Source organism: Caproiciproducens galactitolivorans (genome assembly GCF_004768785.1).
GTDB classification, from domain to species: domain Bacteria; phylum Bacillota; class Clostridia; order Oscillospirales; family Acutalibacteraceae; genus Caproiciproducens; species Caproiciproducens galactitolivorans.
Genome location: NZ_SRMQ01000002.1, coordinates 380312 through 405112 on the forward strand (window position 1 = coordinate 380312; position 24801 = coordinate 405112).

Annotated in this window: 21 protein-coding genes and 1 tRNA gene; 11 read left to right on the forward strand and 11 right to left on the reverse strand. The window is 47.4% G+C overall.

Annotated elements, in window-relative coordinates:
- Window positions 1–47: 47 nt before the first annotated feature.
- The 4 genes from CAGA_RS04395 to dpsA all read right to left on the reverse strand — a co-directional run bounded on the left by CAGA_RS04395 (window position 48) and on the right by dpsA (window position 3394).
- Window positions 48–1322 carry an O-acetylhomoserine aminocarboxypropyltransferase/cysteine synthase family protein gene (locus tag CAGA_RS04395; protein WP_135658126.1) on the reverse strand — a complete coding sequence of 425 codons (1275 nt, stop codon included), beginning with the start codon at window positions 1320–1322 and terminating at the stop codon, window positions 48–50.
- A 25-nt stretch (window positions 1323–1347) separates the two neighbouring features.
- A complete protein-coding gene (locus CAGA_RS04400; RefSeq protein WP_135658128.1) occupies window positions 1348–1875 on the reverse strand; it encodes a hypothetical protein in 528 nt (175 codons plus the stop codon).
- A 73-nt stretch (window positions 1876–1948) separates the two neighbouring features.
- Window positions 1949–2530 (reverse strand): dipicolinate synthase subunit B, encoded by a 582-nt coding sequence (locus CAGA_RS04405; RefSeq protein WP_135658130.1) that lies wholly within the window; start codon window positions 2528–2530, stop codon window positions 1949–1951.
- A 3-nt stretch (window positions 2531–2533) separates the two neighbouring features.
- Window positions 2534–3394, reverse strand: coding sequence for a dipicolinate synthase subunit DpsA (gene dpsA / locus CAGA_RS04410; RefSeq protein WP_243112931.1), 861 nt, complete (start codon window positions 3392–3394; stop codon window positions 2534–2536).
- 283 nt (window positions 3395–3677) lie between these two features.
- Here dpsA and murC point away from each other — a divergent pair, with 283 nt between their 5' ends.
- The 10 genes from murC (at window position 3678) to CAGA_RS04460 (ending at window position 13883) form a co-directional block, all read left to right on the forward strand.
- On the forward strand, window positions 3678–5057 hold the full coding sequence (gene murC / locus CAGA_RS04415; RefSeq protein WP_135658132.1) for a UDP-N-acetylmuramate--L-alanine ligase: 1380 nt from the start codon (window positions 3678–3680) through the stop codon (window positions 5055–5057).
- 114 nt (window positions 5058–5171) lie between these two features.
- Complete coding sequence (locus tag CAGA_RS04420; RefSeq protein ID WP_135658134.1) at window positions 5172–5687, forward strand: glycosyl-4,4'-diaponeurosporenoate acyltransferase CrtO family protein; 516 nt, start codon at window positions 5172–5174, stop codon at window positions 5685–5687.
- A gap of 75 nt (window positions 5688–5762) precedes the next feature.
- Complete coding sequence (locus CAGA_RS04425) at window positions 5763–6899, forward strand: cadherin-like beta sandwich domain-containing protein (protein ID WP_135658136.1); 1137 nt, start codon at window positions 5763–5765, stop codon at window positions 6897–6899.
- Window positions 6900–7126: 227 nt separating this feature from the next.
- On the forward strand, window positions 7127–7387 hold the full coding sequence (locus tag CAGA_RS04430) for an HPr family phosphocarrier protein (RefSeq protein WP_135658139.1): 261 nt from the start codon (window positions 7127–7129) through the stop codon (window positions 7385–7387).
- A gap of 269 nt (window positions 7388–7656) precedes the next feature.
- Entirely contained in the window at window positions 7657–9582 is a 1926-nt protein-coding gene (locus tag CAGA_RS04435; RefSeq protein WP_167875154.1) for a BglG family transcription antiterminator, read from the forward strand.
- A gap of 74 nt (window positions 9583–9656) precedes the next feature.
- Window positions 9657–9941 (forward strand): PTS sugar transporter subunit IIB, encoded by a 285-nt coding sequence (locus CAGA_RS04440; RefSeq protein ID WP_135658159.1) that lies wholly within the window; start codon window positions 9657–9659, stop codon window positions 9939–9941.
- Window positions 9942–9944: 3 nt separating this feature from the next.
- Window positions 9945–11204, forward strand: coding sequence for a PTS ascorbate transporter subunit IIC (locus tag CAGA_RS04445; RefSeq protein ID WP_243112932.1), 1260 nt, complete (start codon window positions 9945–9947; stop codon window positions 11202–11204).
- Window positions 11205–11206: 2 nt separating this feature from the next.
- Window positions 11207–11947, forward strand: coding sequence for a sugar isomerase domain-containing protein (locus CAGA_RS04450; RefSeq protein WP_135658165.1), 741 nt, complete (start codon window positions 11207–11209; stop codon window positions 11945–11947).
- Between the two features lie 678 nt (window positions 11948–12625).
- A tRNA-Met gene (locus tag CAGA_RS04455) sits at window positions 12626–12702 on the forward strand.
- A gap of 467 nt (window positions 12703–13169) precedes the next feature.
- Entirely contained in the window at window positions 13170–13883 is a 714-nt protein-coding gene (locus CAGA_RS04460) for a hypothetical protein (RefSeq protein ID WP_135658173.1), read from the forward strand.
- Window positions 13884–14111: 228 nt separating this feature from the next.
- Here the strand turns inward: CAGA_RS04460 and CAGA_RS04465 are convergent, their stop codons facing one another.
- The 7 genes from CAGA_RS04465 to chvE form a co-directional block, all read right to left on the reverse strand.
- Window positions 14112–14807 carry an L-ribulose-5-phosphate 4-epimerase gene (locus CAGA_RS04465; protein ID WP_135658180.1) on the reverse strand — a complete coding sequence of 232 codons (696 nt, stop codon included), beginning with the start codon at window positions 14805–14807 and terminating at the stop codon, window positions 14112–14114.
- A gap of 20 nt (window positions 14808–14827) precedes the next feature.
- Window positions 14828–16309, reverse strand: coding sequence for an L-arabinose isomerase (araA, locus tag CAGA_RS04470; RefSeq protein ID WP_135658187.1), 1482 nt, complete (start codon window positions 16307–16309; stop codon window positions 14828–14830).
- Window positions 16310–16339: 30 nt separating this feature from the next.
- Window positions 16340–17998 (reverse strand): ribulokinase, encoded by a 1659-nt coding sequence (locus CAGA_RS04475; protein ID WP_135658190.1) that lies wholly within the window; start codon window positions 17996–17998, stop codon window positions 16340–16342.
- A gap of 78 nt (window positions 17999–18076) precedes the next feature.
- On the reverse strand, window positions 18077–19150 hold the full coding sequence (locus CAGA_RS04480; RefSeq protein ID WP_135658192.1) for a GntR family transcriptional regulator: 1074 nt from the start codon (window positions 19148–19150) through the stop codon (window positions 18077–18079).
- Between the two features lie 103 nt (window positions 19151–19253).
- Window positions 19254–20435 carry a multiple monosaccharide ABC transporter permease gene (gene mmsB, locus CAGA_RS04485; protein ID WP_135658194.1) on the reverse strand — a complete coding sequence of 394 codons (1182 nt, stop codon included), beginning with the start codon at window positions 20433–20435 and terminating at the stop codon, window positions 19254–19256.
- On the reverse strand, window positions 20432–21988 hold the full coding sequence (gene mmsA, locus CAGA_RS04490; protein WP_135658196.1) for a multiple monosaccharide ABC transporter ATP-binding protein: 1557 nt from the start codon (window positions 21986–21988) through the stop codon (window positions 20432–20434). Before mmsA ends, mmsB begins: the two co-directional genes overlap by 4 nt.
- A 78-nt stretch (window positions 21989–22066) precedes the next feature.
- Window positions 22067–23194, reverse strand: a complete 1128-nt coding sequence (chvE, locus tag CAGA_RS04495; protein ID WP_135658199.1) for a multiple monosaccharide ABC transporter substrate-binding protein — start codon at window positions 23192–23194, stop codon at window positions 22067–22069.
- Between the two features lie 401 nt (window positions 23195–23595).
- On the opposite strand from chvE, the gene CAGA_RS04500 reads away from it, so the two are divergent.
- Window positions 23596–24453, forward strand: coding sequence for a patatin-like phospholipase family protein (locus CAGA_RS04500; protein WP_330566954.1), 858 nt, complete (start codon window positions 23596–23598; stop codon window positions 24451–24453).
- Window positions 24454–24801: the final 348 nt, after the last annotated feature.

A 24801-nucleotide genomic window follows, 5' to 3' on the forward strand; every position in this document is an offset into this window, starting at 1 on the left:
GCGGCGGAGCGTGATGCTCCGCCGCTTCTGTTATGTTGCAATATAGATTAAAGTTTTGCAAGGGACTGGTCGATGTCGGCAAGAATATCTTCCACATTTTCAATGCCGACCGACATCCGGATCATGTCTGGACCGATACCGGCCTCTTTCAGCTGTTCGTCGCTGAGCTGGCGGTGCGTGGTGCTTGCCGGGTGCAGCACACAGGTGCGCAGATCCGCCACGTGAATGACGATAGAGGCAAGTTTCAGCCCCTCCATGAATTTTGCCGCCGCTTCCCTGCCGCCCTTCACGCCGAAGGAGATAACGCCGCAGGTGCCGTTTGGCATATATTTTTTCGCAAGGTCATAGTACTTGTTGCTCTTTAAACCGGGATAATTCACCCATGCGATTTTTTCGCTCTGTTCCAGATACTCTGCGACGGCAAGGGCGTTTTTGCAATGCCGCTCCATGCGGACGCCCAGCGTTTCCAGCCCCAGGTTGAGCAGGAAGGCGTTTGTCGGGCTTGCCTGCGCGCCCAGGTCGCGCATCAGATGCGCGCGGGCCTTTGTGATGTAAGCCGCTTTTCCGAATTGCTGCGTATAAATAATCCCGTGATAGGATTCGTCCGGTTCCGTCAAGCAGGGGAATTTCCCGTTGTTCCAGTCAAAATTTCCGCTGTCCACAATGGCCCCGCCAACCTGAACGGCGTGGCCGTCCATGTACTTTGTTGTGGAATGTGTTATGATATCCGCTCCGAATGCAAAGGGGTGGCAGTTTATCGGAGTGGGGAAGGTATTGTCAACAATCAAAGGCACGCCGTGCGCATGCGCCGTCTTTGCAAACATTTTCAGATCCGTAACAATCAAGGACGGATTAGAAAGCGTTTCGGCGAAAACGCAGCGCGTGTTGGGCTTGAATGCAGCATTCAGTTCTTCCTCGGAACAGTCGGGGGGAAGAAATGTAAATTCAATCCCCATTTCCTTCATTGTTTTGTAAAAGAGGTTAAAGGTACCGCCGTAAATAGCGCTGGAGCTTACGACATGGTCGCCGGCGTGGCAGATGTTGAAAACGGATATCAGAGAGGCTGCCTGCCCGGAGGAGGTTAGCATCGCACCAACACCGCCTTCAAGCGCCGCGATTTTCTTCTCGACTGCGTCAATGGTCGGGTTTCCCAGACGTGTATAAAAGAAGCCGTCGGCTTTCAAATCAAACAATTCGCCGAGCGTCTGCGCGCTGTCATATTGGAAGGTTGTGCTCTGAACAATCGGCAGTACGCGCGGAGCGCCGTTTTCCGGCTCGTAACCGGCGTGGATACACCTTGTGTCAATGTGATACTGGCTCATTTTCAATCTCCTTTATATTATCATTTTATCTGGTGAAAAAGGCTTTTAAGGCTTCCGCCGCCCAATCTGCGAAGGCAACCACACCCCAGACTAAAAATATAAACACAATCGCGGAAACGGCCCGGATGAAAAAACGTTTTCCAGCGCTCATTTCCACCGGGGCTTCCTCCGGTGTGGAGTCCGAATTATCTGTACGATCCGTTTTATTCGCAGGCTTTTGTAGCTCAGCATCGGAAGCGTCCAAAATTCCAATGCCGCGGAGAATGTCTTCGCAGGCATGCAGTTCCCCGTACCGTACAAAAAAATTTATGTCGGTATTTGAGGGCTTCCCCACAATCGCGGCGGGCGGACCGCCGATACCGCAGTTGCGTTCTTCAAAGACAACGCCTTTTTCCCGGAAGGCGGCGCGGATCATCCCGGCTTTTTCTTCGGAAGCCGTCATCAGAAGCACCGGATCATCCTGTTCCAGCGTCCTGAGTTTTTTGGAGCTGCATACCGGGCAGCGCTGCATCTTGTCGTTTACAAGCAATTGGCATTTGGAACAATACAGCATAATTTCACTTCCGTTTCTTTATCTTTTATAATAACATATTTCCTGATCTTATTACAAGAAACATGAATAAATATTATCTGTTTCCCAGCAGGACCGGCTGCATTTGCCTGCCCTCCAGCGCGCAGAGCGCGGCGGCCGGAATGAGGCTGAAATCCGCGACGACCGAGGACGGCTTGTTTTCCGGGTCATCCTGCCGCATCGGGACAAAATAAATGTTTTTGCAGTTTAACAGCCTTCCGATGTTCTGGGCCGAAGCCGCGAGCGCGTCGTTCGTCGCCGGGGCCAGCAGCACCGGGCGGCCGATGCGCAGGTGGGATTTCACCGCCATGGTTACGCTTGTATCGGTAATTCCATTTGCGATTTTCGCAAGGGTGTTTCCAGTACAGGGCGCGACAATCAGCAGGTCAAGCATTTTTTTTGGACCGATCGGTTCGGTATCAACGATTGTTTTCAGAACCTTCCTTCCGCAGATGTCTTCGATTTCCCAGATGAAATCATCCGCTTTACCGAAACGGGTGTCTGTTGAAGCGGCGTTTTGCGACATTATTGGTAAAATTGCGTATCCCGCTTCGGCAAGCCCCCGCATCTGTTCGATCGCTTTTGAGAAAGTGCAGAAGGAGCCGCAAAGAGCGTATCCGATTCTCATGCTATCCATTCCTTACTCCTCCATAATGTTGTATATGGTCGTTTTAATGATTTCTCCCGCTGCCTTTGGCGCCACCTTTCCGGGAAGGGAGAGGGCGTGCACCGCTTTGATGCCGAGATTTTCAGCAGATTCGAAATCAACGCCTCCCGGCTGGGATGCAAGGTCGATAATCAACGGTTTTGCATGCATTTTGGAAAGTATTCGCCGGTTAAAAATCATAGCGGGAACGGTATTAAAGATCACGTCGTATTGTTCCTTTTCGCAGATATTATCCGTGAAAACGGAGGTGTATCCGTACGCTTCAATCCAGGCAATATCCGCGTGCTTTCTGGCGCTTACCGTTACTGCCGCGCCGATGCCGCGCAGCATCCAGGCAAGGACTTTCCCAATCCTTCCAAAGCCGACAACAAGGCATTTGCTGCCGTTTATGGTCCCGGGATACTCGCGCATGGCGATTTCGATTGCTCCTTCGGCAGCCGGTACTGCGTTATGAATGGTAAATTCCTCCCGGTTGTAATAATCGTAAATATCAATGGAGTCCCAGACCTCGCTGGTTTGAATCAGCTTTCCAATCATGCCCCCGTAAACCTGTTTTCCGCGCATAAGCTCTGCAAAGCTGTCGTTTAACTCCACTTTTTCTTGACAGTACGGTGCGTTCAGGTGCAGCCCGTTGGTTGTAACGGGGAGGGGCAGAATCAGATTTTCACAATGTGCTGTTGTTTCTTCCAGTCCCGCTTTTTTGACATCCCTTGAAAATTCAACGTTTTCAAATCCAAAAGCATATACGGTGTAACCGTCCGATGCGATGGATTCAGCCAGAGCGATTTGTCGTTTGTCTCCTCCTAGAACGCCAAAACTATTTATATCAATCATCACTCAAACCTCCGAACACTTCTTTCCTTTATACTATGGGAGTCGGACGGTCAGTGTGATATTCCGGCGAATTAATATTTTCTGTTGCAAATATTCAAAAATATGTTTATTATAAACGGGTATGGCAATATAATAGAAAGAAAAAAGACAATTCAAATGTGTTAACAAAGAAAGCAGCCGTGAGGCACATGGCTGCCACTTTTCTCGATTTGCCAAGATTTGCCGGGCCGCTACATAACGGCAGACTGTAAACATATATTTATATTTAAGGAGCAATTCGAAGATGGAGTATCATGACGAATTATCAGATGTGAAAAAAATACATTTTGTGGGGATCGGCGGTTCCGGGATGTGCCCCCTTGCCGAAATCCTGCATAGCAGGGGATTCGAGCTGACCGGGTCGGATATGAATGAATCCGATACGCTTGCCCGGGTTCGTTCCTACGGAATTCCTGTTTTCATGGGGCATAGGGCCGAAAATATTGGCGACGCCGACATGGTGGTTTATACGGCGGCTGTAAAAAACGATAACCCGGAGCTGATGGCCGCGCGTGCGAAGGGAATTCCGACCGTGGAGCGTTCCGTGATGCTGGGAATCGTTACCCGGCGCTATCCGCATCCGGTGGCGGTTTCCGGTACACATGGAAAAACGACGACCACCGCGATGATCACCCAGATCCTGCTGGACGCCGGGAAGGATCCTTCCGCCGTTATCGGCGGGAAGCTGCCCTTGATCGGCGGGAACGGCCGTGTCGGCAATTCCGGTACGATTGTCTGTGAAGCCTGCGAATATGTGGATACGTTTCTGCAACTGCATCCGGAGGTTTCCGTAATTCTGAACGTGGACGCCGACCATCTCGATTATTTCGGGACGGTGGAGAATATCATCAAGTCGTTTCGCCGGTTCGCAAAGCAGACTTCCAAAACGCTGATTGTTAACGGGGACGACGCAAACTCCATGAAAGCGGTGGAAGGTCTTGTGCATGCGTCTATTGTAACATTCGGCTTGGATGCGAAGAATGATTTTCACGCGGAGAATATAGCGGACACAAAAGAAGCAAGAGAAAGCTTTAGTGTTGTAAAGAACGGAAAAAAAGTCGCGGACGTACAACTGGTCATACCGGGAAAGCATAACATATATAATGCGCTGGCGGCTTTTGCTGCTGCCGACCAGCTCGGCGTGGAGCCGGAGAAAATCGCAGCCAGTCTTGGGCGGTTCACCGGTGTGCACAGGCGCTTTGAAATTCTGGGAACTTTTGACGGAATTACGGTGGCGGACGATTTTGCGCACCATCCCACGGAACTGACCGCTACGCTGACGGCGGCCATGCAGATGGGTTTCCGCAAGGTATGGGCCGTATTCCAGCCGCATACGTATTCCAGAACCTATATGCTTCTGGATGAGTTTGCAAAGGCGCTTTCCATTCCTGACAGGGTTGTCCTTTCCGAAATTTTGGCGGTGCGCGAAACAAATACCTACCATATTTACGCCAAAGATCTGGCGGAAAAGATTCCCGGGAGCGTATGGTTTAAAACATTTGAGAAAATCACCGCATATGTTACCGCCAATGCGCAGAAAGGGGATTTAATCCTTACGCTGGGCGGCGGGGATGTTTACAAATGTGCTAATATGATTGTAGAGAAATATAAGAAGCGGAATTGACCTTCTTCTTGCGAAAAATCTACAAATGGATTATAATGTCTATGTTCAAATAAGCATATATGTGTCATAATAGGGCATGTGCTTTTGAATAGGATTGTAGGGGGACATTATTAAATGCTGAAAAATCTTTCATTTCTAAACATGTATCTTTGGAATTTGTTCATTATTTTCGTATGGCATTTAACAGTCTTTTTTGCTTGCGTTTACCTTCCGCATTCCAAATTCACCCCGGAAAAAGAACGGTTTGCCCCGAGAGAGTGGGAACACGGCGGTCGTTGGTACCGGGAGAAGCTGAAGATTCAATATTGGAAGGATAAGGTTCCGCAGCATATAGGGAAGGGCGGCTTTTCGAAAGAACATCTTACGGATATTTCCATAGAGTATGTTGACGAATTTATTTTTGAAACCTGCCGCGGCGAATGGATGCATATGAAAAACTGTATCTGCGCGGTGGTCATCCTGTTGATTAATCCATTGTTAGTCGGATTAGTCTTTTCTTTCATGATCATGCTGGGCAATTTGCCGTTTGCGATTATACAGCGTTATAACCGTTTCCGTTTGCAAATTCTGCGCAAGAAGCTTTTGCGTGATAGCCATGAAAACGGCATGAGTCAAACTGTTACCGCTTAATGATATGTAGAAAAGATGAGATCAGCTTTGCCGTTTGACGGCACGGCTGATTTTTTATAAGCGGGAGGATAAGCTGTGAAGAGGCATACGTGTTGTTTCACTTTTGTTTTCGCTTTCTTATGCCTTACGGTAATCAAGGTAAGCGCAAGTGCGGATCCGGTTCCTTATTTTACATATAGCCTGGATAAATCGTCTGTGTCCGCCGGTGATTTTATAAAGGTACAGCTTATTGCAAACCAGACGGCTGATACCGCTGCGGGCTTTCGTATGGCGATTGACTATGATGCCGCGGTGTTCAGTTTTGTACGCACAGAAACGTCGGCACAGATTAAAAGCGGCACCATGTACACCAACAGTACTGGGAATCCCATCCGTAGTGTGTATGTGTGTAATGTGGATCATCCAACGGCGCCGGAGCTTTCCGGGAATATTCTGTCGTTTGTCTTTCAGGTAAAGAACAATGCGCCTGCGGGAAAAGCAAATATAGGGGCGCACATTAACGACGTTTGCAATTATAATGCAATGCGTCTTGATGTTTCCGTTAACCAAACTTTGACGGCGGTTGTGAATCCCCCGAAGGAAGAGCCTTCCGATGAAGCTTCGCTTGCTTCGCTCCAGCCCTATCAGGGCGAGCTGATTCCTCCCTTTTCTCCCGATGTCTATAAATACAAATTGTATGTGGACAGCCATGTGGATTCCATCGAGTTTTCCGCTGCCGCACGGGACGGCGGAACGGTGCGTATTAACCGGAAGTCCTTGTATAAAGTAGGAACGACAACGCCAATTATTGCGACGGTAACGTCAGCCGATAAAAAGGTAAAGACCGAATATGTTATAACGGTTTTCCGCGGCGAAAAACCGGTACCTGTTTCCAATGAGGAGCCGGACAGGCTCGAAAGCGAAACCTTGCCAAAGGGGAAAGCTTCCAGTCAGAACCAGAAAACACGGAAGAAAGAGAACAGCGTAAAGACAAGGCAAACGAAACAGGCGGGAAAGTATGCCGCCGCAGTACCTGCCGAAGCCGGACAGGAGGATCAGCAGGCGATACAGGCAGCCGTTCAGCAGCCGTCTTATACCAACCACAGCGACCGCAATATCTATGTGATTGGGAATCAGATACCCACGTTTTTTATCGGGATGCTCACAACTGTCCTTTGTTTGATGGTGGGAATCCTTTTGACGTTTTATCTCCGCATAGCACCCAGAAAGTAAATTTGAGCAAAAAAGTATTTGTGAAATGCTTAAATAAGGCCCGTTTTCATGAAGAAGACGGGCCTTATTTGCTGCCATGCGAACACCTCCGGTATGCGGGAAGTAGCGATTTCCTGCCTGTGCAAAACCTGTGCAGAGAAATGTTCTTGCAAAGTGTTGGGATTATGTTATGATTGATATAAAGGAGTCGTGAACTCCGAAAAATTGTTGATAGGCAGGGAATTTAAATGAAGACGTTTACCTACAAAATAACGGATCCGGACGGACTTCACGCTCGTCCGGCAGGGTTGCTTGTTAAGCAGGCGGCCCAGTATGCCTCCTCAATAAAAATTGATAAAGGGGGAAGCAAAACGGCAGATGCGAAAAAAATCTTTTCCGTTATGAGTCTGGCCGTTAAGCAGGATGAAACGATTACTGTTACCGTGGAAGGTACCGATGAGGAGAAAGCTGCAGATGAACTGAAAAAGTATTTTGAGCAAAATCTTTAAGGGAACATTCAGATTATCCGGTTTCGGTTCTGAAAAATCCGAATACTCTTTAAAAGCGCAAGCCGCCCGTTCGACGGCTTGCGCTTATTCATAGGAGTTTTATTCATAATTATTTCATGAAATCTATGGAGAATCCCTAAATCGATTCTTCTGTTTGGATAGTTCTTGTGCAATACGTGTGCAATAGATTGGTATTGAGCTTTATTATTTATCCAATATAATAAAAAACGAGGGTTACAGTCACTATTTGGCTGATGGAAAGAAGGATTATGAAAAACAGGGAGAGCAATATCTTAAGTTTTATTTTTAATAACAACGGTGCGACCTTGCAGAAGCTTCTTGATACGTTTAAAATCTCAAAAAGAACACTGTATTATGATATTGAAAGCATTAACCACCAGATTAAAGGCTGCGGCCAAATCCGAAGAATCGGGCAAAAATTTGCCTGTATTGGCAATTATAACGCCCTGCGAAAATTTATCAGCGGCGCGGGTCCGGTTGACCCTTATGCGGCTTACAGCAGACAGAATTATATCCTCGGTAAGATTTTGGACGAAGAACCTTTCACGCTTGAAAAACTCGCTGACGAGATGGGAATGAGCAAAAACACCTGTATTAGTGATATAGAGGAGATTAAGCGCCTGTTAAAAGGGAAAGGGCTTTCCCTTCGGACAAAACCGCAATATTCTGTTTTGGGTAACGAAATAAAAATCCGAGAGCTTTATCTGGCGCTTATGCAGGAAAACGTGGATCTTATCAGCCGAATTTCACCGCGGGTTGTTGCGTTTAACCAAGACCAGAACCTTCAATTGACGGACTATTCCCTTGGAAACCTTTCTGTGTTTCTCGCTTTTGTCAGCCGCAGGATCGCGCAAAGGCATTTTGTGCAGGCGGAAGGCGATTTCGCCGAAACGGAGGAGTTCTCTTACTTCCATGCGCTTTCCGCTTTAATCGATACGGAAAACTTGCATGAATGGCAGTATCTCGCCGCTTACATTGCGTCCCTTCCCAGCTGGAACCATCAGGTGGATGACAGCCGGATTGACCGTTACGTAAACCGCTTGATTGAAAAATTTGAGTCCAGAACGGCGATTACTCTGGAGTCCAAAGAGGAGTTCAAAGAGAATATTAAGCGGCACCTGCTCTCGTCCTACTACCGCATCAAGTTTCATTTTCCGGTAAACAACCCCTGCCTTTCTGAAATCAATGTGCAGCATGGATCGCTTTACAAAATTGTTCGTTCGGTTGTTTATGAAAACGGGAAAGAGTTCCGTGAACTAAGCAATATGAGCGATGAAGAAATCGGATACATTACAGCCTATTTCGGTGGCTATCTTTCCGGCAGCCGGAGCAACGGAGTGCGCAGGAACAGAGTGCTCCTCGTTTGCCCGAATGGATTGATGGTTTCGAAAACACTAAAAATTCAGCTTTATAAATATATTCCAGCCGTAGAAGTCGTGGACACCATTGCGATGAGCAGCCTTCCCCACTATACCGGAAGCTATGACTATATCATTTCTACGATTGAATTGCCGGGCTATGAAAATGTGATGGTTGTCAACCCGATTCTTACAAAAATGGACATACAGCATATCATGAATAAATTGCTTGATTTTTCCGGGTTTTCCTACGCGTATGATGTTGAATTGCTCATGAATGTCATTCGTCAAAGCGCAGATATCTTCGATGAAGATCAACTTCGCAAGAATTTAAGCAGGCTGATCTGCCCTCGGTTACAAGAAAACAAGGAGGAAAAAAATCCTGTGCTCAAAGACCTTATTTATGGAAACAGAATTCAAATTATCCAGCATGTAGAAAATTGGCAGGAGGCAATACGGCTGGCGGCTCAACCCCTTTTGGATGACCATTCCATCGAACCGCCTTATGTGGATGCCATGATTGAAAGCGTGAATCGTTTTGGGCCGTATATCGTTCTCGACGATTATTTTGCGCTTCCGCATGCAAAGCCGGATGGTCGGGTGAACCGGCTTGCCATGTCGCTGTTGGTTGTAAAAGAGGAGGTCGATCTGGTTGGAAATCCGGTGAATATGTTCTTAGTGCTTGCAACGGTCGATTCTTCCTCCCATTTGGATGCACTCGCAAATCTTTCCGATATTCTTAGCGATCGGGAAAATCTTCAATTGTTCCGCAAAGGGGATAGGGAAGAAATTCTGGATTTGCTGAACCGGTATTAAGTCGTTTTGCGGAGCATTTTAACGTGGCTTTCCTTCGAAAACATTAAAAAGAATTGATTAAGGAGGTGTAAAAAATGAAAATTTTTGCAGTTTGCGGTTTTGGCTGCGGGTCGTCCATGATTTTAAAGATGAGCCTAGACAGGGTTTGCAAGCAGATGGATGTTGCGTGCGAGGTGGAAACAACGGATATCAATTCAGCCCGTGGGGCACAATGTGACGCCATTTTCACAAGTGCAGAATTAGCCGGCGAATTGAAAGGCTCGTGTACCGTACCCATTTATAGTGTAAAGAAGTATATGGATTTAGCGGAAGTAAAGGAAGTTTTTGAAAAGTTTTTGAGTGATATGAAGGGGGTATAATTCATGATGGATTTCATTACAACGAATATTTTGCGCAATCCACCGGTTTTGCTTGGGTTGATTGCAATGCTTGGTCTCATTTTACAAAAAAAGCAATTTACGGAAATTGTAAAAGGAACTCTTCTTGCGGCATTTGGTATGTTAATTTTAAATGCGGGCGTGGGTATGCTGGTAAATTCCATATCGCCGATTAATTCCGCGTTTCAGATACTCTCCGGCGCCGGCAGCGGCACCGCGGAAGGACTGAACGATGTGACGTTTACCGGCACTTACGGCGGCGATGTCGGGCTGGCTATGTTTATAGGCCTTCTCCTGCATTTGCTGATTGCAAGGTTTACCCCGGTCAAGACGATATTCCTAACCGGTCATATGCTTTGGTGGTTCCCGTTCATCTTTGTGGCCGCCGGTGTGGAAGCAGGGCTCAAAGGGCCGGCGCTGATCGGCATTAGTGCGGTATTTTCCGCTCTTTACTGGTCCGTTATGCCATGGCTGCTTCGTAAATATGTTTTTGCGGTTACCGGCGACGAATCCTTTACATTGGGTCACCCAACGGGTATCTTAAGCCTGATTTCCGGCTTTGTAGCGGGAAAAGTAGGGAATAAGGAAAAATCTACGGAAAGCTTGGCGCTGCCAAAGGGACTTTCTTTTTTCCGTGAGATTTCCATTACCGGCGCGGTTGTGATATTTGTTATGTTTATTGCGGTAGGCCTTGCGGTTCCTTCTTCCGTTGCGAAGGACCAGAATTTGTTTATGACTGCTGTTAATCAGGGGCTGAACTTCGGCGCAGGACTTATTGTAATGCTGCAGGGTGTGCGCATGCTCATCAATCAGATTGTTCCGGCCTTTAAGGGAATTTCGGATAAGCTTGTTCCCAATGCGATTCCGGCCTTTGACTGTCCGATTATATTCAACTATAAACCGAATGCGGTTCTGATCGGATTTGTTACTGCGATCATAACATCGACAATCCTTGTTTTAATCTGCAACATGACAAATGTGTTTCATCTTATGCTGATTCCGCTGGTCATCACTTCTTTCTTTGAATGCGGCGCGGCGGCTGTTATCGGCGAAGGACAGGGAGGACTGCGCGGATGTATTGTAGGGACAGCTGTTGCATCTGTTGTGATGGTAGGCTTGGTAGGGTTTTCTGCTGTAATGTATTCCGGTACCATTCAGAATTGGATGCTGATTTTCGGAGGCAACGATCTTTCGCTCTTCGGCATCATTGCGAATCTAATTGATAAACTTCTGGCGGTGTTTTAATCATGCAATTTCAGTATTTTAGTGAAATCCGGCGGCTCATTGATGCAGTAGAAACGAAGGAATCGGCGTCAATGGCAAATGCGGTGGCGGTGCTGACAAAAGCAGTACTGGAAAAGCATGCAGTCTACGTTTTTGGTGCAAGCCATGCAGGAATCCTGACGCAGGAGATGTTCTACCGCGCCGGAGGATTGGTTGTAATCAACCCGATTTTTGGGAGAGAGGTAATGTTGGATACTTTCCCCATTACGCACACTAGCAAAATGGAAAGGCTGGTCGGCTACGGTACACTCCTTGCGCAGAAAACACCAATGCGGGCAGGCGATGTATTAATTGTCCATTCCGTTTCCGGCAGGAATCCGGTCACCATTGAAGTGGCATTGGAGGCAAAAAAACGGAACACTACTGTTATTTGCATTACGAATCTTCGCTATTCAAAGTCGGTAACATCCAGACATCCCTCTGGGAAAAAACTGTACGAAGTGAGTGATATCGTCATTGATAACCATGGCGAAAAGGGCGATGCCTGTGTTGCAATTAAGGGAATCAAACAGAAAGTAAGCCCGACATCAACCGTAATTGGCGCATCCATTTTAAACTCAATAGTTGCGGCAACTGCACAGGCATTAGTGGATGCAGGGCTGAAAACCCCGCCGATTTTTTATAGTGCGAATGTAGACGGCGGAGATGAGCTTAACCGAAAGATCTATGAGGAATACAAGCAAAACATACATTACAGTTATTAACATATGGATTTGGGGAGGAATCTCAAGGTTGGTTCCTCCTCAGTCTATTATAAGACGTTAGGGAACCTCTGTATAAATGGCGATGTCTTCAATTTTGAGACCGTCCCGAAGTTTGTGTAAACCTTCATTGAGGTGTAGAATGGAAGCAACACAATGGATGGCATCCAAAAAGACTACGGTATAGACGCTTTCCAGCGGGCGCTGCAATCAAACAGCCGGAACGGGCACAGTAACAAGACCTTATGAACCAGTTTCGGCAATGTGGATATTGCCGTGTCTGGCGAGAATGACACGCCAGAGATTCAATTGTCCCATCGTACCGGGCTTTTCAGAAGTAATTGTACGAACGGCTCTTATGGTATTTTCTACTGGCGCGGCTAACTCGAAACTTTTCCACATAGCGAATTAGGGGTTGCCTATACTTCATGTCTTGTGTTATACTGTTCATGAAGGAATGGCATGTCCTTTCGATGAATTTTGTGTGGTAACTCAATTTTAACCGATGGATCCATTCCTGCCTTTATTTTTTTAACTGTCCAACATCTATTGTAGTCCTACAATCCTACAGATGGAAATATTAAAAAAGGTGTTGACATATAGGCGCACCTATGCTATTATATTAAGGCGCTCTAAACGAAGTAGTGCAGATTGGCTTATTAAGCATGCACAAGTAAATATCGCGGAGTGGAGCAGTCCGGTAGCTCGTCGGGCTCATAACCCGAAGGTCGTAGGTTCAAATCCTGCCTCCGCAACCAAACAAAAGCTAGGAATTATGCGGTTCCTAGCTTGTTTTGTTTTTATTTGCCGGCATCATTTAGAATGTATTTCACAATCATGTTGGAAACCGTTTCGGAGTCTTTTTCGCTGATGTTTTTGACTTTATATAGCCTGCTGAAGCGCTTAGGCTTCGTAAGCGCATACAGCAGGATCGAAACATCTTTATTTTTGGTGTGTTTAAATACTTTCCATATTCAATAAGCTCTTCGCCGTTATTGGCGCGGGGCTTATTTTTTGCTCTTTTATATCTGATTTACACGGGGTGAATTGCGGAGGTCTATGACTGCAAGAGTTGTCCGGTAATATGGCATTATTTTTTTAAAACTCATACGAGAAGCTGTGCAAGGATGGTAACCCGGTTGGAACCATGATAAACTTCAAGCTGGCTTTTACGGTTGGACATATTCTTCCCAGCCGAAGGCTAAGAAGAAAGGAGACAAGTATCATGTTTGATTGGGAGAAGATTGGAAACAAAAACGCCGTCCATTGTAAGACGGAAAAGGAAGCCGAAATGTTCCTTACCGAGTGCGATAAGCGAGGAATAGAGTGGTGTCGTGAGGGGATAGCTTCCAGCAAAAGTAATTGGGAGATATATAAGGAAAGCACAGTATACTACATTGGACCTTCAGATGAAAAAGAAGGGTTGACATTTTCAAGTATTTCACACTTCAAGGAAGAAGGCTATACCATTTTCGAATTTTCTGATCTTTACAAGCCTGATTTGCCCCGTATTTGCTATATACTCGGCGGAGAAGATAACCCGCTGAAAGTGGGGGAAAAGTTTAAAATTTCCGGGTGCAGCGGCACTTTTGCAATCGGAGCAGATGGTCATGTTTACGGCGTCAGTAGCTGTGGAAAGGCTTTGCATTTCATCCTTGAAGACATTATTAACGGCGAACTAAAAATCATCCGGCAACCGCAGTTTTCCGAAGACGAAAGGGCTTTCATGCGGCTGTGTGTCGAAGCCGGGTATCCGTGGTTTGCAAGGGATAAAGACGAAAGCTTATACGCTTACGAAAGCAGGCCAAAGAGTATACAAGGGGATGCATTTTCATGTGACGGAGATTTTTTTAATCTTCCGGAATCTTTTCTGCCACAAATCACATTTGAAAACAGTCTGTTTAACGCAGCGGATTATCTTGAGGGAGCGGAAAAATGAACAACGCCCAATTTGCCTTAGGCAATGCCTTGATAAAGGCTTGAAAAAAGGGGGGGTCCGGCATTTTCGGCAGATGGAAATGGTTATGTAGATTTAATGTGCCAATTAACCTTTAGACTTATAAGCACAGTTATATTTTTGCAAACTTGGAACATAGTTTTATAAAAATAAATTGAGGGCCATGGCGTATTCGCCATGGCCTCTGTGAATAGAGGGAAGAGGTTTTTGTTAAGTGTTTTGTCCGTAATATGCGTGCGTGCCGTGTTTACGCCAAAAATGCTTGTTAAGCAGCTCGCGCTGCATTGCTTCATCCGAGCCCGCAGTCATTACCCGCGTGTGCCAGGCCATCATGGCCAGTTCTTCCAATACGACGGAGTTGTGCACCGCCTCAAAGCAATCCCTGCCCCAGGCAAAGGGTCCGTGAGAATTCACCAGAACGGCGGGAATCGTAGCGGGATCCGTCCCTTTGAAGCTTTCTACAATCACATTGCCGGTTTCCGCTTCATAAGCGCCTGCGATTTCCTCCGGAGTCATCTTCCGGGTGCAGGGAATTGCCCCGTAAAAATAGTCGCCATGCGTGGTGCCGTAAGCCGGAATAGGCTTCCCCATCTGCGCCCAAATTGTCGCCCAGCGAGAATGGGTGTGGACAATTCCGCCTGCCGCAGCAAAGTTTTTGTACAGGACGCAGTGTGTCGGTGTGTCAGAGGATGGGTTCAGGTCGCCCTCCACTTTTTCACCGTCCAAATTCACAACAACCATATCCTTCGGCCGAAGCTTGTCGTATTCCACACCGGAGGGTTTAATTACAAACAGTCCGGATTTTCGCTCGATTCCCGAAACATTCCCCCATGTGAATACCACCAGATTGTGGATGGGGAGCTGACGGTTCGCTTCACAAACCTGTTCTTTCAATTCTTCCAGCATTTGTTTTCATCCCTTTCGGATCACTTTTTCAGCTTCCAGACCAGTTCGTTCCATGTAAGTTCCTTGCAAAGCGCGTTGATCTCGGTTTCCTTACCGATATGAATGAATTCAATATCCATGATTTCTGCAAAATTGCGCAGTTCTTCTGCCGTAATCGAATAGCTGAGGACGGAATGATGTGCGCCGCCCGCGTAGATCCACGCTTCCGCGGAGGTTTCAAGGTTCGGGAGCGGCTTCCAGAGGACTGCGGCTACCGGGAGCTTCGGCATTTCGTGAACCTGCTCCTGGCATTCCACATCGTTGACAATCATACGGAACCGATCGCCCATATCGATAATTGTTGCAAGCACCGCCGGGCCGGCTTTCGCCTTGAAGGTAAGACGCGCCGGGTCTTCGCGGTCGCCGATACCCAGCGGAACCACCTTGATTTTTGGGCGATCCGCGGCAATCGATGGGCATACCTCAAGCATATGGGCGCCCATATTCATTGCGCATTCCGGGTCAAAGTTGTAGGTATAATCCTCCATAAATGCCGTACCACCCTGGCAGTCGGCCGTCATGAGCTTTATAATGCGGCAAAGCGCGGCGGTCTTCCAGTCGCCTTCCCCGGCAAAGCCATATCCCAGGCGCATCAGGTCCTGTGCGGCAAGGCCGGGCAGTTGGCGAAGCTGCTGCAAATCCTGAAAATTGGTATGAAAGGCGCCAAACTTTCCTTCTTCCATAAACTTCCGAAGCGCGACTTCTTCCCGTGCCTGATAACGTACAGATTCGAGGTTATCCGTTGCCATATCGTAAACTTCCATGTACGCCTTCATCTGGGCGTCGATTTCCTCTTCAGTAACGGCATCCACCATACGGATGATATCGCCGACGCCGTAATGGTCAACCTGCCAGCCAAATTTGATGTGCGCTTCCACCTTGTCGCCTTCTGTTACGGCCACTTCGCGCATATTGTCGCTAATGCGGAGCACGCGAAGCCTGCGGCTCTCAAATGCGCCGACCGCCGCGCGCATCCAGCGCCCCATGCGTTCTCGCATTACCGGGTCCTTCCAGTAGCCGGAAATCACCTTTTGCGCAATGCGCATGCGCGCAAGGATGAAGCCATGTTCTCTGTCGCCGTGGGCGGATTGGTTCAGATTCATGAAATCCATATCAATATCGTCCCACGGGATGTCGCGGTTGAACTGTGTGTTGAGGTGGAGCAGCGGCTTTTGCAGGGCCGAAAACCCGCGGATCCACATTTTTGACGGGGAAAAGGTATGCATCCAGGTGATAATTCCCGCGCACCGGGGGGCATTGTTTGCCTCTGCAATAACCTTGCAGATTTCTTCGGAATTGCGCACCACAGGCTTAAAAACCAGTGTGCAGGGAATGGATGGATCTGTATTCCATTCGTCTATCATGATTTGCGAATGCCGGTCAACGGTTTTCAGCACATTTTCCCCGTAAAGGTCTTGGCTTCCAACCACGAACCAGAATTCATATTTTTTTAAAGTTGACATATGTATCCTCCGATTTCTAATTTCGAACCGCTAGTTCTTCTTTATGGCTTTCAAGCGCTTCATTACATCATTTTCGCCGCGCCCAAAATAGTCGTGCAGAATGCGGTATTCCTTAAAAAGCGCATCGTACCGCTCCGAATTTTCCGGAATCGGATAATAGACGGTATCTTTGATTTTTCCCATTGCGCGGGCTGCTTCAAATACACTATCGTAGCCGCCGGCTTCCTTACCCGCCGCGACGGAAGCAAAAATCGCGGAGCCAAGCGCGGGGCCTTGAAGCGAACCTGCGATTTTTACGGGCATCTTAATCACATCCGCATAAATTTGCATGGTCATGGGGTCTTTTTGGGAAATTCCGCCGGAGGCGAAAAATTCTTCCACCGGAACGCCATGGGCGCGGTAATTTTCAATGATCATACGCGTGCCGTAGGCGGTTGCCTCAATTAGTGCGCGGTAAATTTCCTCCGGTTTGGTTTGAAGCGTCATTCCTAGCATCATGCCGCTTAAATCAACGTCGACCAAAACGGAGCGGTTTCCGTTCCACCAATCCAGCGCGAGCAGTCCGCTTTCCCCGGGACGCAGTTTTTCCGCCTTTTCCCGCAGGTACTGATGGATATTTTTCTTTTGCCGTTTTGCTTCCTCATAATAGGAAGCCGGCAGGCAGTTGTTGATAAACCATGCGAAATGGTCCCCCACGCAGGACTGCCCGGCCTCGTAGCCGAAATAGCCCGGCATGACGCCGTCTTCCACCACGCCGCACATACCAGGCACCTGGCGTTCATCTTCCCCCATCATAATATGGCATGTGGAGGTGCCTATAATCGCAAGCATTTTGGCAGGCCCGTCGATTCCGACTGCGGGCACGCACACATGCGCGTCAACATTTCCCACAGCAACTGCGGTGCCCTCTTTCAGACCGGTCAGCTTTGCCGCTGCCGGGGTCAACGTACCCGCCCTTTTGCCAAGCGGGAGGATGTCGCGGGAAAGCTTTTCGTCCACCACATGTTCAAGCTTCGGATGAAGCGCCTTAAAAAAGTCGTTAGTGGGGAAGCCCGTGCGCCTGTTCCAGATTTCCTTATAGCCTGCGGTGCAGGAGTTGCGCGTTTCTTTTCCGCAAAGTTGCCAGATAATCCAGTCCGCTGCTTCGATGAACCGATCCATCGCGTCGTATATCTCTGGGTCCTCTTCAACGATTTGCCAGATTTTCGGAATCGTCCATTCCGAAGAAATTTTTCCGCCGTAGTTTTTCAACCACGGTTCGTTCCTTTCCTCTGCAATTTTATTCAGCCGGTTTGCCTGATCCTGCGCGGCATGGTGCTTCCAAAGCTTTACATAGGCGTGCGGGCGGCTTTTGTATTCCGAAAGAAAGCTCAGCGGCGTTCCGTCCGCCTTTACCGGAAGAACCGTGCAGGCCGTAAAGTCGGTTCCGATTCCGATCACATCGTCCGGGGATACGCCGGATTCTTTCAGAACGGCTGGAATGGTATGCGCCAGCACGTCCAGGTAATCCTGCGGATCCTGTAGTGCCCAGTCGTGGCCGAGCGGCGTTCCGTCCGGCAGGGTTTTATCCATTACCCCGTGGGGATACTCGTAAACGGAAGAAGCAAGTTCGTTTCCGCTCCTGGCGTCCACCAAAACCGCTCGACCGGAAAGCGTACCATAATCAATTCCAATTGTATATTTTGCCATTACAACATCCTCCAATCCTAAAAAAATGTACGTACAACTTTGCCGAAAACAGAAAGGCCTTTCAGCCCTTTCTGATACCTATTCAAGCACTCTTACGGACTTGCGCTCTACAATTTTCGGTTCAAAATCAACCGTAGCCTTAAATGTATGGTCCTGAATCAGGCGCAGCAGGTTTTGTGCGGCGGTTTCTCCTAAAACATTCATGGGATGTGCGACCGAGGTGAGTGGCACCTCGCAAAGAGCTGCGAGATCCGAATTGTCAATGCTTATCAGCGACAGGTCCTCCGGGATCGCAATACCGTTCCTTTTCATAATCTCCACAATCCGCATGCCGACCTCGTCATTGTAGCACAGCAGCCCGGTGCAGCCCTCTATGCGCCGCAGGATAATTTGCTCAAACTTCGAAAAATCGGGGACATCCTGTGTGGAATACCAAAACACGTTTTCATCATGGATTTCATACCCTGCTTTCAACAGGGCATCCAGGTATCCGGCGTAGCGTAGATGCCCCTGATGGTCGTCCGACTTAAAAATACCCGCAATCCGCTTGTGCCCGGCGCGGATCAGATATTCTGTGGCGAGCAGCCCGGCCGCGCGGTCATTCAGGGACACATGGGGGATTTTCATGCCCGGATAGCCGCTGTTGATAAATATTACCGGTATTCTTTGTCGCTGGATTTCTTCATAAATTTTAAAGTTTGGATTTGGCAGGCCGCTTTGGGTCGGCTCAATGATCATTCCGTCCATGCCCTTTTCCAGCATGGAGCGCAGCACCCGGCTTTCATTCTGAATCTTGTTGTGCGTGAATGCAAGCTGCATGGAATACCCATTCTTTGTCAACACATCTTCAATTCCACGGATAATCTGCGGAAAAATGTATGCGCGAACATAAGTGGTCACTACACCGATCGTCTTGGTCGGTTCCCGTTTGACCGTTGTGTTGAAAACGACATAGGTACCGCTGCCCTGCCTGCTTTCAAGGTATTTGTCCTGAGCCAGAATATTGATTGCCTGCCGAACCGTCTGCCGGCTGATATGGAACATGGCGCTCAGTTCGTTTTCGGAATACACCTTTTCACCGTATTTTAGTTCTCCCGATTCGATTTTCTTTTTGATCCAGGTGACCAGAGTCATATATTTCGGCATTTCCATTCAGTGCTGCCTCTCCTTCTAGCGTAAAGCGTTACTTTTGAAACCATGATACATGAATATTTTATACATTGTCAATACATCTTAAGCAGCACTATCGGCCGTATCAGGAAGCCTTTTTCTTTGAAAGAAGGTCGATTGTTACAGCACCCAGAAGGACCAGTCCCTTCACAACGCGCTGGATATCAACGGACCAGCCGATCAGCGACATGCCGTTGTTCAGCACGCCCATAATGAGAGCACCGACTACCGCGCCGATGATTGTGCCGCTTCCGCCGAGCGCGGCCGCACCGCCTATGTAACAGGATGCAATTGCGTCAAGCTCAAAACCGTCGCCCGCTTTCGGTGTAGCGGAGGCGTTTCTCGCGGAAAGGACAATGCCGGCCAACGCACTCATAAGCCCCATGCTTACGTAAATCCAGAACATCACGCGCTGGGTTTTGATGCCGGAAAGCCTTGCCGCTTTTTCGTTTCCGCCAACGGCGTAAATCTGGCGGCCCGGAACCGTGTTGTTGGTAATGAATGTGTAAATAATAATCAGTACCAGCATCAGCGCAAGCACAACCGGCAGGCCGTTGTAAAAGGCAAGCTTAATGGTAAAGAAATTAATAATTAAAACAATGATGGCGAGCTTCAGAACTTCCTGCCATGCGGCAGGAACTTCAAATCCGTAGGATTTTTTCTTGTTGACAGAGCGGATTTCAAGATAAATGACAATCAGGGATGTGACAATTCCGGCCAATATGGAAAGCAGTTCGATTTTCTGCCCGCCGATATTGGTGTAAATTTCCGGCAGATAGCCCGCCCCGATCTGCACATATTCCGTAGGCAGCGGGCCCTTTGTCTGACCGCCGAGGATAACCATGGTCAGCCCGCGGAAAATCAGCATGTTTGCAAGTGTGACAACGAATGCCGGTACCTTCAGATAGGCGATAAAGAAACCCTGCCAAGCGCCAATTAGCAGTCCGCTTACGAGGATCCCGAAAAACGCGGCGGGAGTAGGGATATGTAAGTCTAAAACCATGATGGCGCATGCGGCGCCGGTAAAGGCAACCACGGAGCCGACGGAAAGGTCGACGTTGCCGGTTAACACACACAGCAGCATGCCGACCGCAAGGATAACAACATAGCTGTTCTGCATGATCAGATTGTTGATATTCATTGGGCTGACATTTTTTCCGCCTGATAGCAGATTAAAAATGAAATAGATGACAATGAGAGCAATCAGCATTCCGTATTGCTTGATGTTCGTACTCCCGGATCTTTTCTTTTCAAGACTAGAATTCATATCGCCTGCTTCTCCCTTCTGGTGTGTGACATTATGATTTTCATGATCATTTCCTGAGAAAAATCTTCCTTTTCCAGTTCGCCCGCTATTTCGCCCTGATTCAGGACATAAATCCGGTCGCAAACGCCGAGAAGCTCCGGCATTTCGGAAGAAATAAAGATGACTGCCTTTCCCGCTTTCGCAAGGTCGTTGATGATTTCGTAAATTTCATATTTTGCACCTACATCAATTCCCCGCGTTGGTTCATCCAAAATCAAGATGTCGGGGTTGGCAAGAATCCATTTGGAAAGAACCACTTTCTGCTGATTTCCGCCGGAAAGTGAACCCGTAATCTGTTTGATGGAATGCGTCTTAATGTTGAGCTTTTTCCGGTATTCTTCGGCTGCCAGGATTTCTTCGTTTTTGTCAATGACGCAATGCCGGGAAAAACGGTCGCGCAGGCTGGAAAGCGTCATATTCCAGCGGACATCGTTGATCAGCACCAAGCCGCAATCCTTACGATCCTCCGAAGCATAGGCAATTCCGTTGCGGATGGCGTCCTGAACATCGCGTAAAACGATCTTTTTTCCGTCTTTATAAAGCTCCCCGAAAAGGTTGCTTCCGTACGATTTGCCGAAAATGCTCATGGCAAGCTCCGTGCGTCCCGCGCCCATTAGTCCCGCAAAACCAACTACTTCACCTTTTCTAACATAGAAGTTTACATCTTTGAGCACGACGCGCTTGGGGTCGTCCGGATGGTGCACCGTCCAATTCTTCACCTCGAACGCAATATCCCCCGGCTTGCTTTCGCGGGGAGGATAGCGGTTTGTCAGTTCACGGCCGACCATGCCCTTTATAATCCGGTCTTCGTTCAGATCGTCCCTTCCTTTTTTCAGGGTTTCAATTGTTTTGCCGTCGCGGATGACGGTGATGCTGTCCGCTACTTGACTCAGTTCATTCAGCTTATGGGAAATCATAATGCAGGTAATGCCGCGCTCTTTTAAGCCCAGTATAATATTGAGAAGCTTTTTGCTGTCCTCATCATTCAGGGAAGCCGTGGGTTCGTCCAGAATAAGCAGCTCCACTTTTTTTGCCAGCGCTTTCGCAATTTCAACCAACTGCTGTTTGCCGACGCTCAGCTTATTGACGGGCAGGTTCACATTTTCGTCCGGCAGCCCGACTTTTTCGAGGATTTCCTTTGCCTTTTTCCTGGTTTTGCTCCAATCGATCACGTTTTTTATATTTGTAATTTCATTGCCCAGAAACACGTTTTCCGCGATCGAAAGATATGGGCTTAAAGCAAGCTCCTGATGGATAATAACAATGCCTTTGCGCTCGCTGTCCCGGATGTCGCGGAATTTGCATTCCTCGCCATTGTAAATAATTTCACCGGAATATTCGCCGTACGGGTAAACGGCGGACAGAATGTTCATCAGGGTGGATTTTCCCGCTCCGTTTTCCCCGCAAAGGGCGTGAACCTCACCTCTTTCCACCGTAAAATTTACATCGTCCAAGGCCTTTACCCCGGAAAATTCCTTTGTGATATGCTTCATTTCCAGGATGACATCAGCCATGCTACGCACCTCGCTCTTGTATAGTAATCGGTTGGGCGGCAGCATAAACTGTCGCCCAAGTTTTGAGCTTCAAACGAATCAGGAAATATCTGATTCCTTATAATAGTTGGAATCAATCAATTCCTTTTGGATATTGTCTTTGGTGATTGCGACCGGTTTGCAAAGGTAGGACGGAACAACCAGCTTGCCGTTGTTGTAGGATTTCTCATCATTAATTTCCGGCTTTTTGCCTTCCATAACGGCCTGAACCATCGTAACGCACTTTGCGGCAAGAACGCGTGTGTCTTTAAATACGGTCATGGTTTGTTTACCGGACTTAATGTTCTTTATCGCCATTGTTTCCGCATCCTGCCCGGTGATGACAGGCCATTTTGTGCCGACCTTGTAGCCCGCGCCTTCCAAAGCGGCCGCGATACCATAGGAAATACCGTCGAACGGGCTCAACACGATGTCTACGTTTTTGCCGGTGCTGTAATAACCGGACAAAATGTCTTCCATTCTTTTCTGAGCTGTTTCCTGTGACCAGCGGAGGGTGCAGATTTTATCAAATTCCGTCTGCCCGGAAAGGACCTTGAGCTTCCCGTTGTCTATGTAGGGCTTAAGAACTTCCATGGCGCCGGCGTTTAGAAAATGCGCGTTGTTATCGTCGGGGGAACCCGCGAAAAGTTCAATATTGTAGGGCCCTTTGCCTTCCTTCAGGCCCATTTTTTCTTCTATGAATTTGCCGATCAAAGTACCAACGCCTTTGTTATCGAAGGTTGCATAATAGGAAACCGCGTCGGTGTCCATTAGCAGACGGTCATATGCGATAACCGGAATGTTGTTCTTCTTTGCCTCCGCAAGGACATTTACCAGGGCGCTGGAATCGATGGAGGCAATTACGAGGCATTTGGCGCCGCCTGTAATCATGTTTTCAATTTGCGAAACCTGTGCCTGAACATCGTCTTCCGCATACTGCAAATCAACGGTGTAGCCCAGCTTCTCAAGCTGTTCCTTCATATTGTTCCCGTCGCGAATCCATCGTTCGGAGGATTTGGTTGGCATTGCTACGCCGACCTTCTGGCCTGCCGCGGAACCCTGTGCTTGCTGGGAAGGCGACTGGGCATTTGCCGCCGTTGATGTGCTTGCCCCTGAGCCGCACGCTGCAGTCAGCAGAAACATGCATGCCGTAAGAACAATTGACGTCAGTCTTTTCATCCTTTTCATTACTCTCTCGCTCCTTACATGTTATTAATACAACTTTTTATAAAACCGCTATTTTAGCGGAAATATAACAAAATGTACAGTTTATCTTTGCGATTAAGGCTGTTTATATTAACAATATAACTTAAATGCCTAAAGTTGTCAATATAAATTTGATAATTTTTAAAATAAACCGCAATATTTGTATGTACAAGTTGTATCATTACAAGTCGGACTTGGCAGCGCTTGCGAATGGCCGGTATATTTCTTTTTGAGCATGTAACTGGTACGGCTTTATTTAAGAATAAGATTATTTTCTGGATAAATATATTGTGTTGCTTTCTGAAATTGATTTATAATGATTATGAAAATAAAAAATAAGATTTAAAATAATAGGAGATTCGATTATATCGAGGTTGATAAAAGTGGGCTTGGCAAATTGCAGTATGGTTTTGGAAGGCGGCGCGATCAAAGGCGTGTTTACATCGGGTGCGCTGGATTTTCTTATGGAGCAGGATTTTTACACAAAATACGTTGTGGGCGTTTCAGCGGGAGCCTGCAATGCGGTGGATTATGTGTCGAAGCAGATTCATCGAAGCAGGGACTGTTTTATCCCTTCCCGGAAGGAAGATAAATACATAAGAATTGGAAACATCGTTCATCGTAAACCGGTGTATGATATGGATATTGCTTTTCACGAATTCCCGCTTAAACGGATCCCTTTCGATTTTGACACTTTTTATGCTTCGGACATGGAATGCGAGGTAGTGGTAACGAATTGTGTAACAGGAAAAGCGGAGTATATGAAAGCGAGCCAGGACCGGGCTGCCTTTTTAAATATTCTGCGGGCTTCAAGCAGTATGCCCTTTTTGTGCGATCTGGTTTATATTAACGGCGTCCCCTATTTGGACGGAGGAATGTCGGATTCCATTCCCGTCGAGCGTGCAATAGAGCGGGGGTATAAAAAAAATATTGTAATTTTAACAAAAAACAAAGGATATCGAAAAAAGGAAAGCAAATTCATAACCTCTTTATCAAATAAAAAATATGATGAATACCCCGAACTGAAAAGATTAATTGGGAATCGGTGGAAATACTATAATCAAGAAATGATGCTTGTTGAAAAGCTGGAAAAGGAGGGAACAATTTTCGTTCTCCGGCCGGAAATCAAAGCGATATCCCGTCTGGAGCAGAATCGAAAAAAAACGATGGACTTTTATATGCACGGATATGCCCTGATGAAAGAACGGTATGGAGAGTTAATGAATTACTTGAACTCATGAAAAATTTCAAAAATTTTGCGAAAAAAGAGTTGACAACGATCAAATGTTATGATATTCTTAAACTCCTGCCTTCGGGCGGGGAAAACAAGATCGCTTTCAAGGCATTCTTACACAGGGAATACAAGGCAAATCAATAACTCAAAAAAAGTTGTTGACAAACCAAAGATAGCGTGATATTATAAAAAGCGCGCTCACAATTCGACAGAATGTGACGCGCAACACAGGACCTTGAAAATTAAACAACGTAACGAATTAAGGAACCCGTAAACCAGAGAGTAGAAAGTACTTTCGGACAAAGTTGGTTGTCACTTAAAAAGGCAACAAAAATACACGTTAGTGTATCGTGAA

What these genes read in the sequence shown, in the direction of transcription:
- CAGA_RS04395 (WP_135658126.1), bottom strand. Translation starts at nt 1,322, where the DNA reads ATGAGCCAGTATCACATTGACACAAGGTGTATCCACGCCGGTTACGAG.
- CAGA_RS04400 (WP_135658128.1), bottom strand. Translation starts at nt 1,875, where the DNA reads ATGCTGTATTGTTCCAAATGCCAATTGCTTGTAAACGACAAGATGCAG.
- CAGA_RS04405 (WP_135658130.1), bottom strand. Translation starts at nt 2,530, where the DNA reads ATGGATAGCATGAGAATCGGATACGCTCTTTGCGGCTCCTTCTGCACT.
- dpsA (WP_243112931.1), bottom strand. Translation starts at nt 3,394, where the DNA reads ATGATTGATATAAATAGTTTTGGCGTTCTAGGAGGAGACAAACGACAA.
- murC (WP_135658132.1), top strand. Translation starts at nt 3,678, where the DNA reads ATGGAGTATCATGACGAATTATCAGATGTGAAAAAAATACATTTTGTG.
- CAGA_RS04420 (WP_135658134.1), top strand. Translation starts at nt 5,172, where the DNA reads ATGCTGAAAAATCTTTCATTTCTAAACATGTATCTTTGGAATTTGTTC.
- CAGA_RS04430 (WP_135658139.1), top strand. Translation starts at nt 7,127, where the DNA reads ATGAAGACGTTTACCTACAAAATAACGGATCCGGACGGACTTCACGCT.
- CAGA_RS04435 (WP_167875154.1), top strand. Translation starts at nt 7,657, where the DNA reads ATGAAAAACAGGGAGAGCAATATCTTAAGTTTTATTTTTAATAACAAC.
- CAGA_RS04440 (WP_135658159.1), top strand. Translation starts at nt 9,657, where the DNA reads ATGAAAATTTTTGCAGTTTGCGGTTTTGGCTGCGGGTCGTCCATGATT.
- CAGA_RS04445 (WP_243112932.1), top strand. Translation starts at nt 9,945, where the DNA reads ATGATGGATTTCATTACAACGAATATTTTGCGCAATCCACCGGTTTTG.
- CAGA_RS04450 (WP_135658165.1), top strand. Translation starts at nt 11,207, where the DNA reads ATGCAATTTCAGTATTTTAGTGAAATCCGGCGGCTCATTGATGCAGTA.
- CAGA_RS04460 (WP_135658173.1), top strand. Translation starts at nt 13,170, where the DNA reads ATGTTTGATTGGGAGAAGATTGGAAACAAAAACGCCGTCCATTGTAAG.
- CAGA_RS04465 (WP_135658180.1), bottom strand. Translation starts at nt 14,807, where the DNA reads ATGCTGGAAGAATTGAAAGAACAGGTTTGTGAAGCGAACCGTCAGCTC.
- araA (WP_135658187.1), bottom strand. Translation starts at nt 16,309, where the DNA reads ATGTCAACTTTAAAAAAATATGAATTCTGGTTCGTGGTTGGAAGCCAA.
- CAGA_RS04475 (WP_135658190.1), bottom strand. Translation starts at nt 17,998, where the DNA reads ATGGCAAAATATACAATTGGAATTGATTATGGTACGCTTTCCGGTCGA.
- CAGA_RS04480 (WP_135658192.1), bottom strand. Translation starts at nt 19,150, where the DNA reads ATGGAAATGCCGAAATATATGACTCTGGTCACCTGGATCAAAAAGAAA.
- mmsB (WP_135658194.1), bottom strand. Translation starts at nt 20,435, where the DNA reads ATGAATTCTAGTCTTGAAAAGAAAAGATCCGGGAGTACGAACATCAAG.
- mmsA (WP_135658196.1), bottom strand. Translation starts at nt 21,988, where the DNA reads ATGGCTGATGTCATCCTGGAAATGAAGCATATCACAAAGGAATTTTCC.
- chvE (WP_135658199.1), bottom strand. Translation starts at nt 23,194, where the DNA reads ATGAAAAGGATGAAAAGACTGACGTCAATTGTTCTTACGGCATGCATG.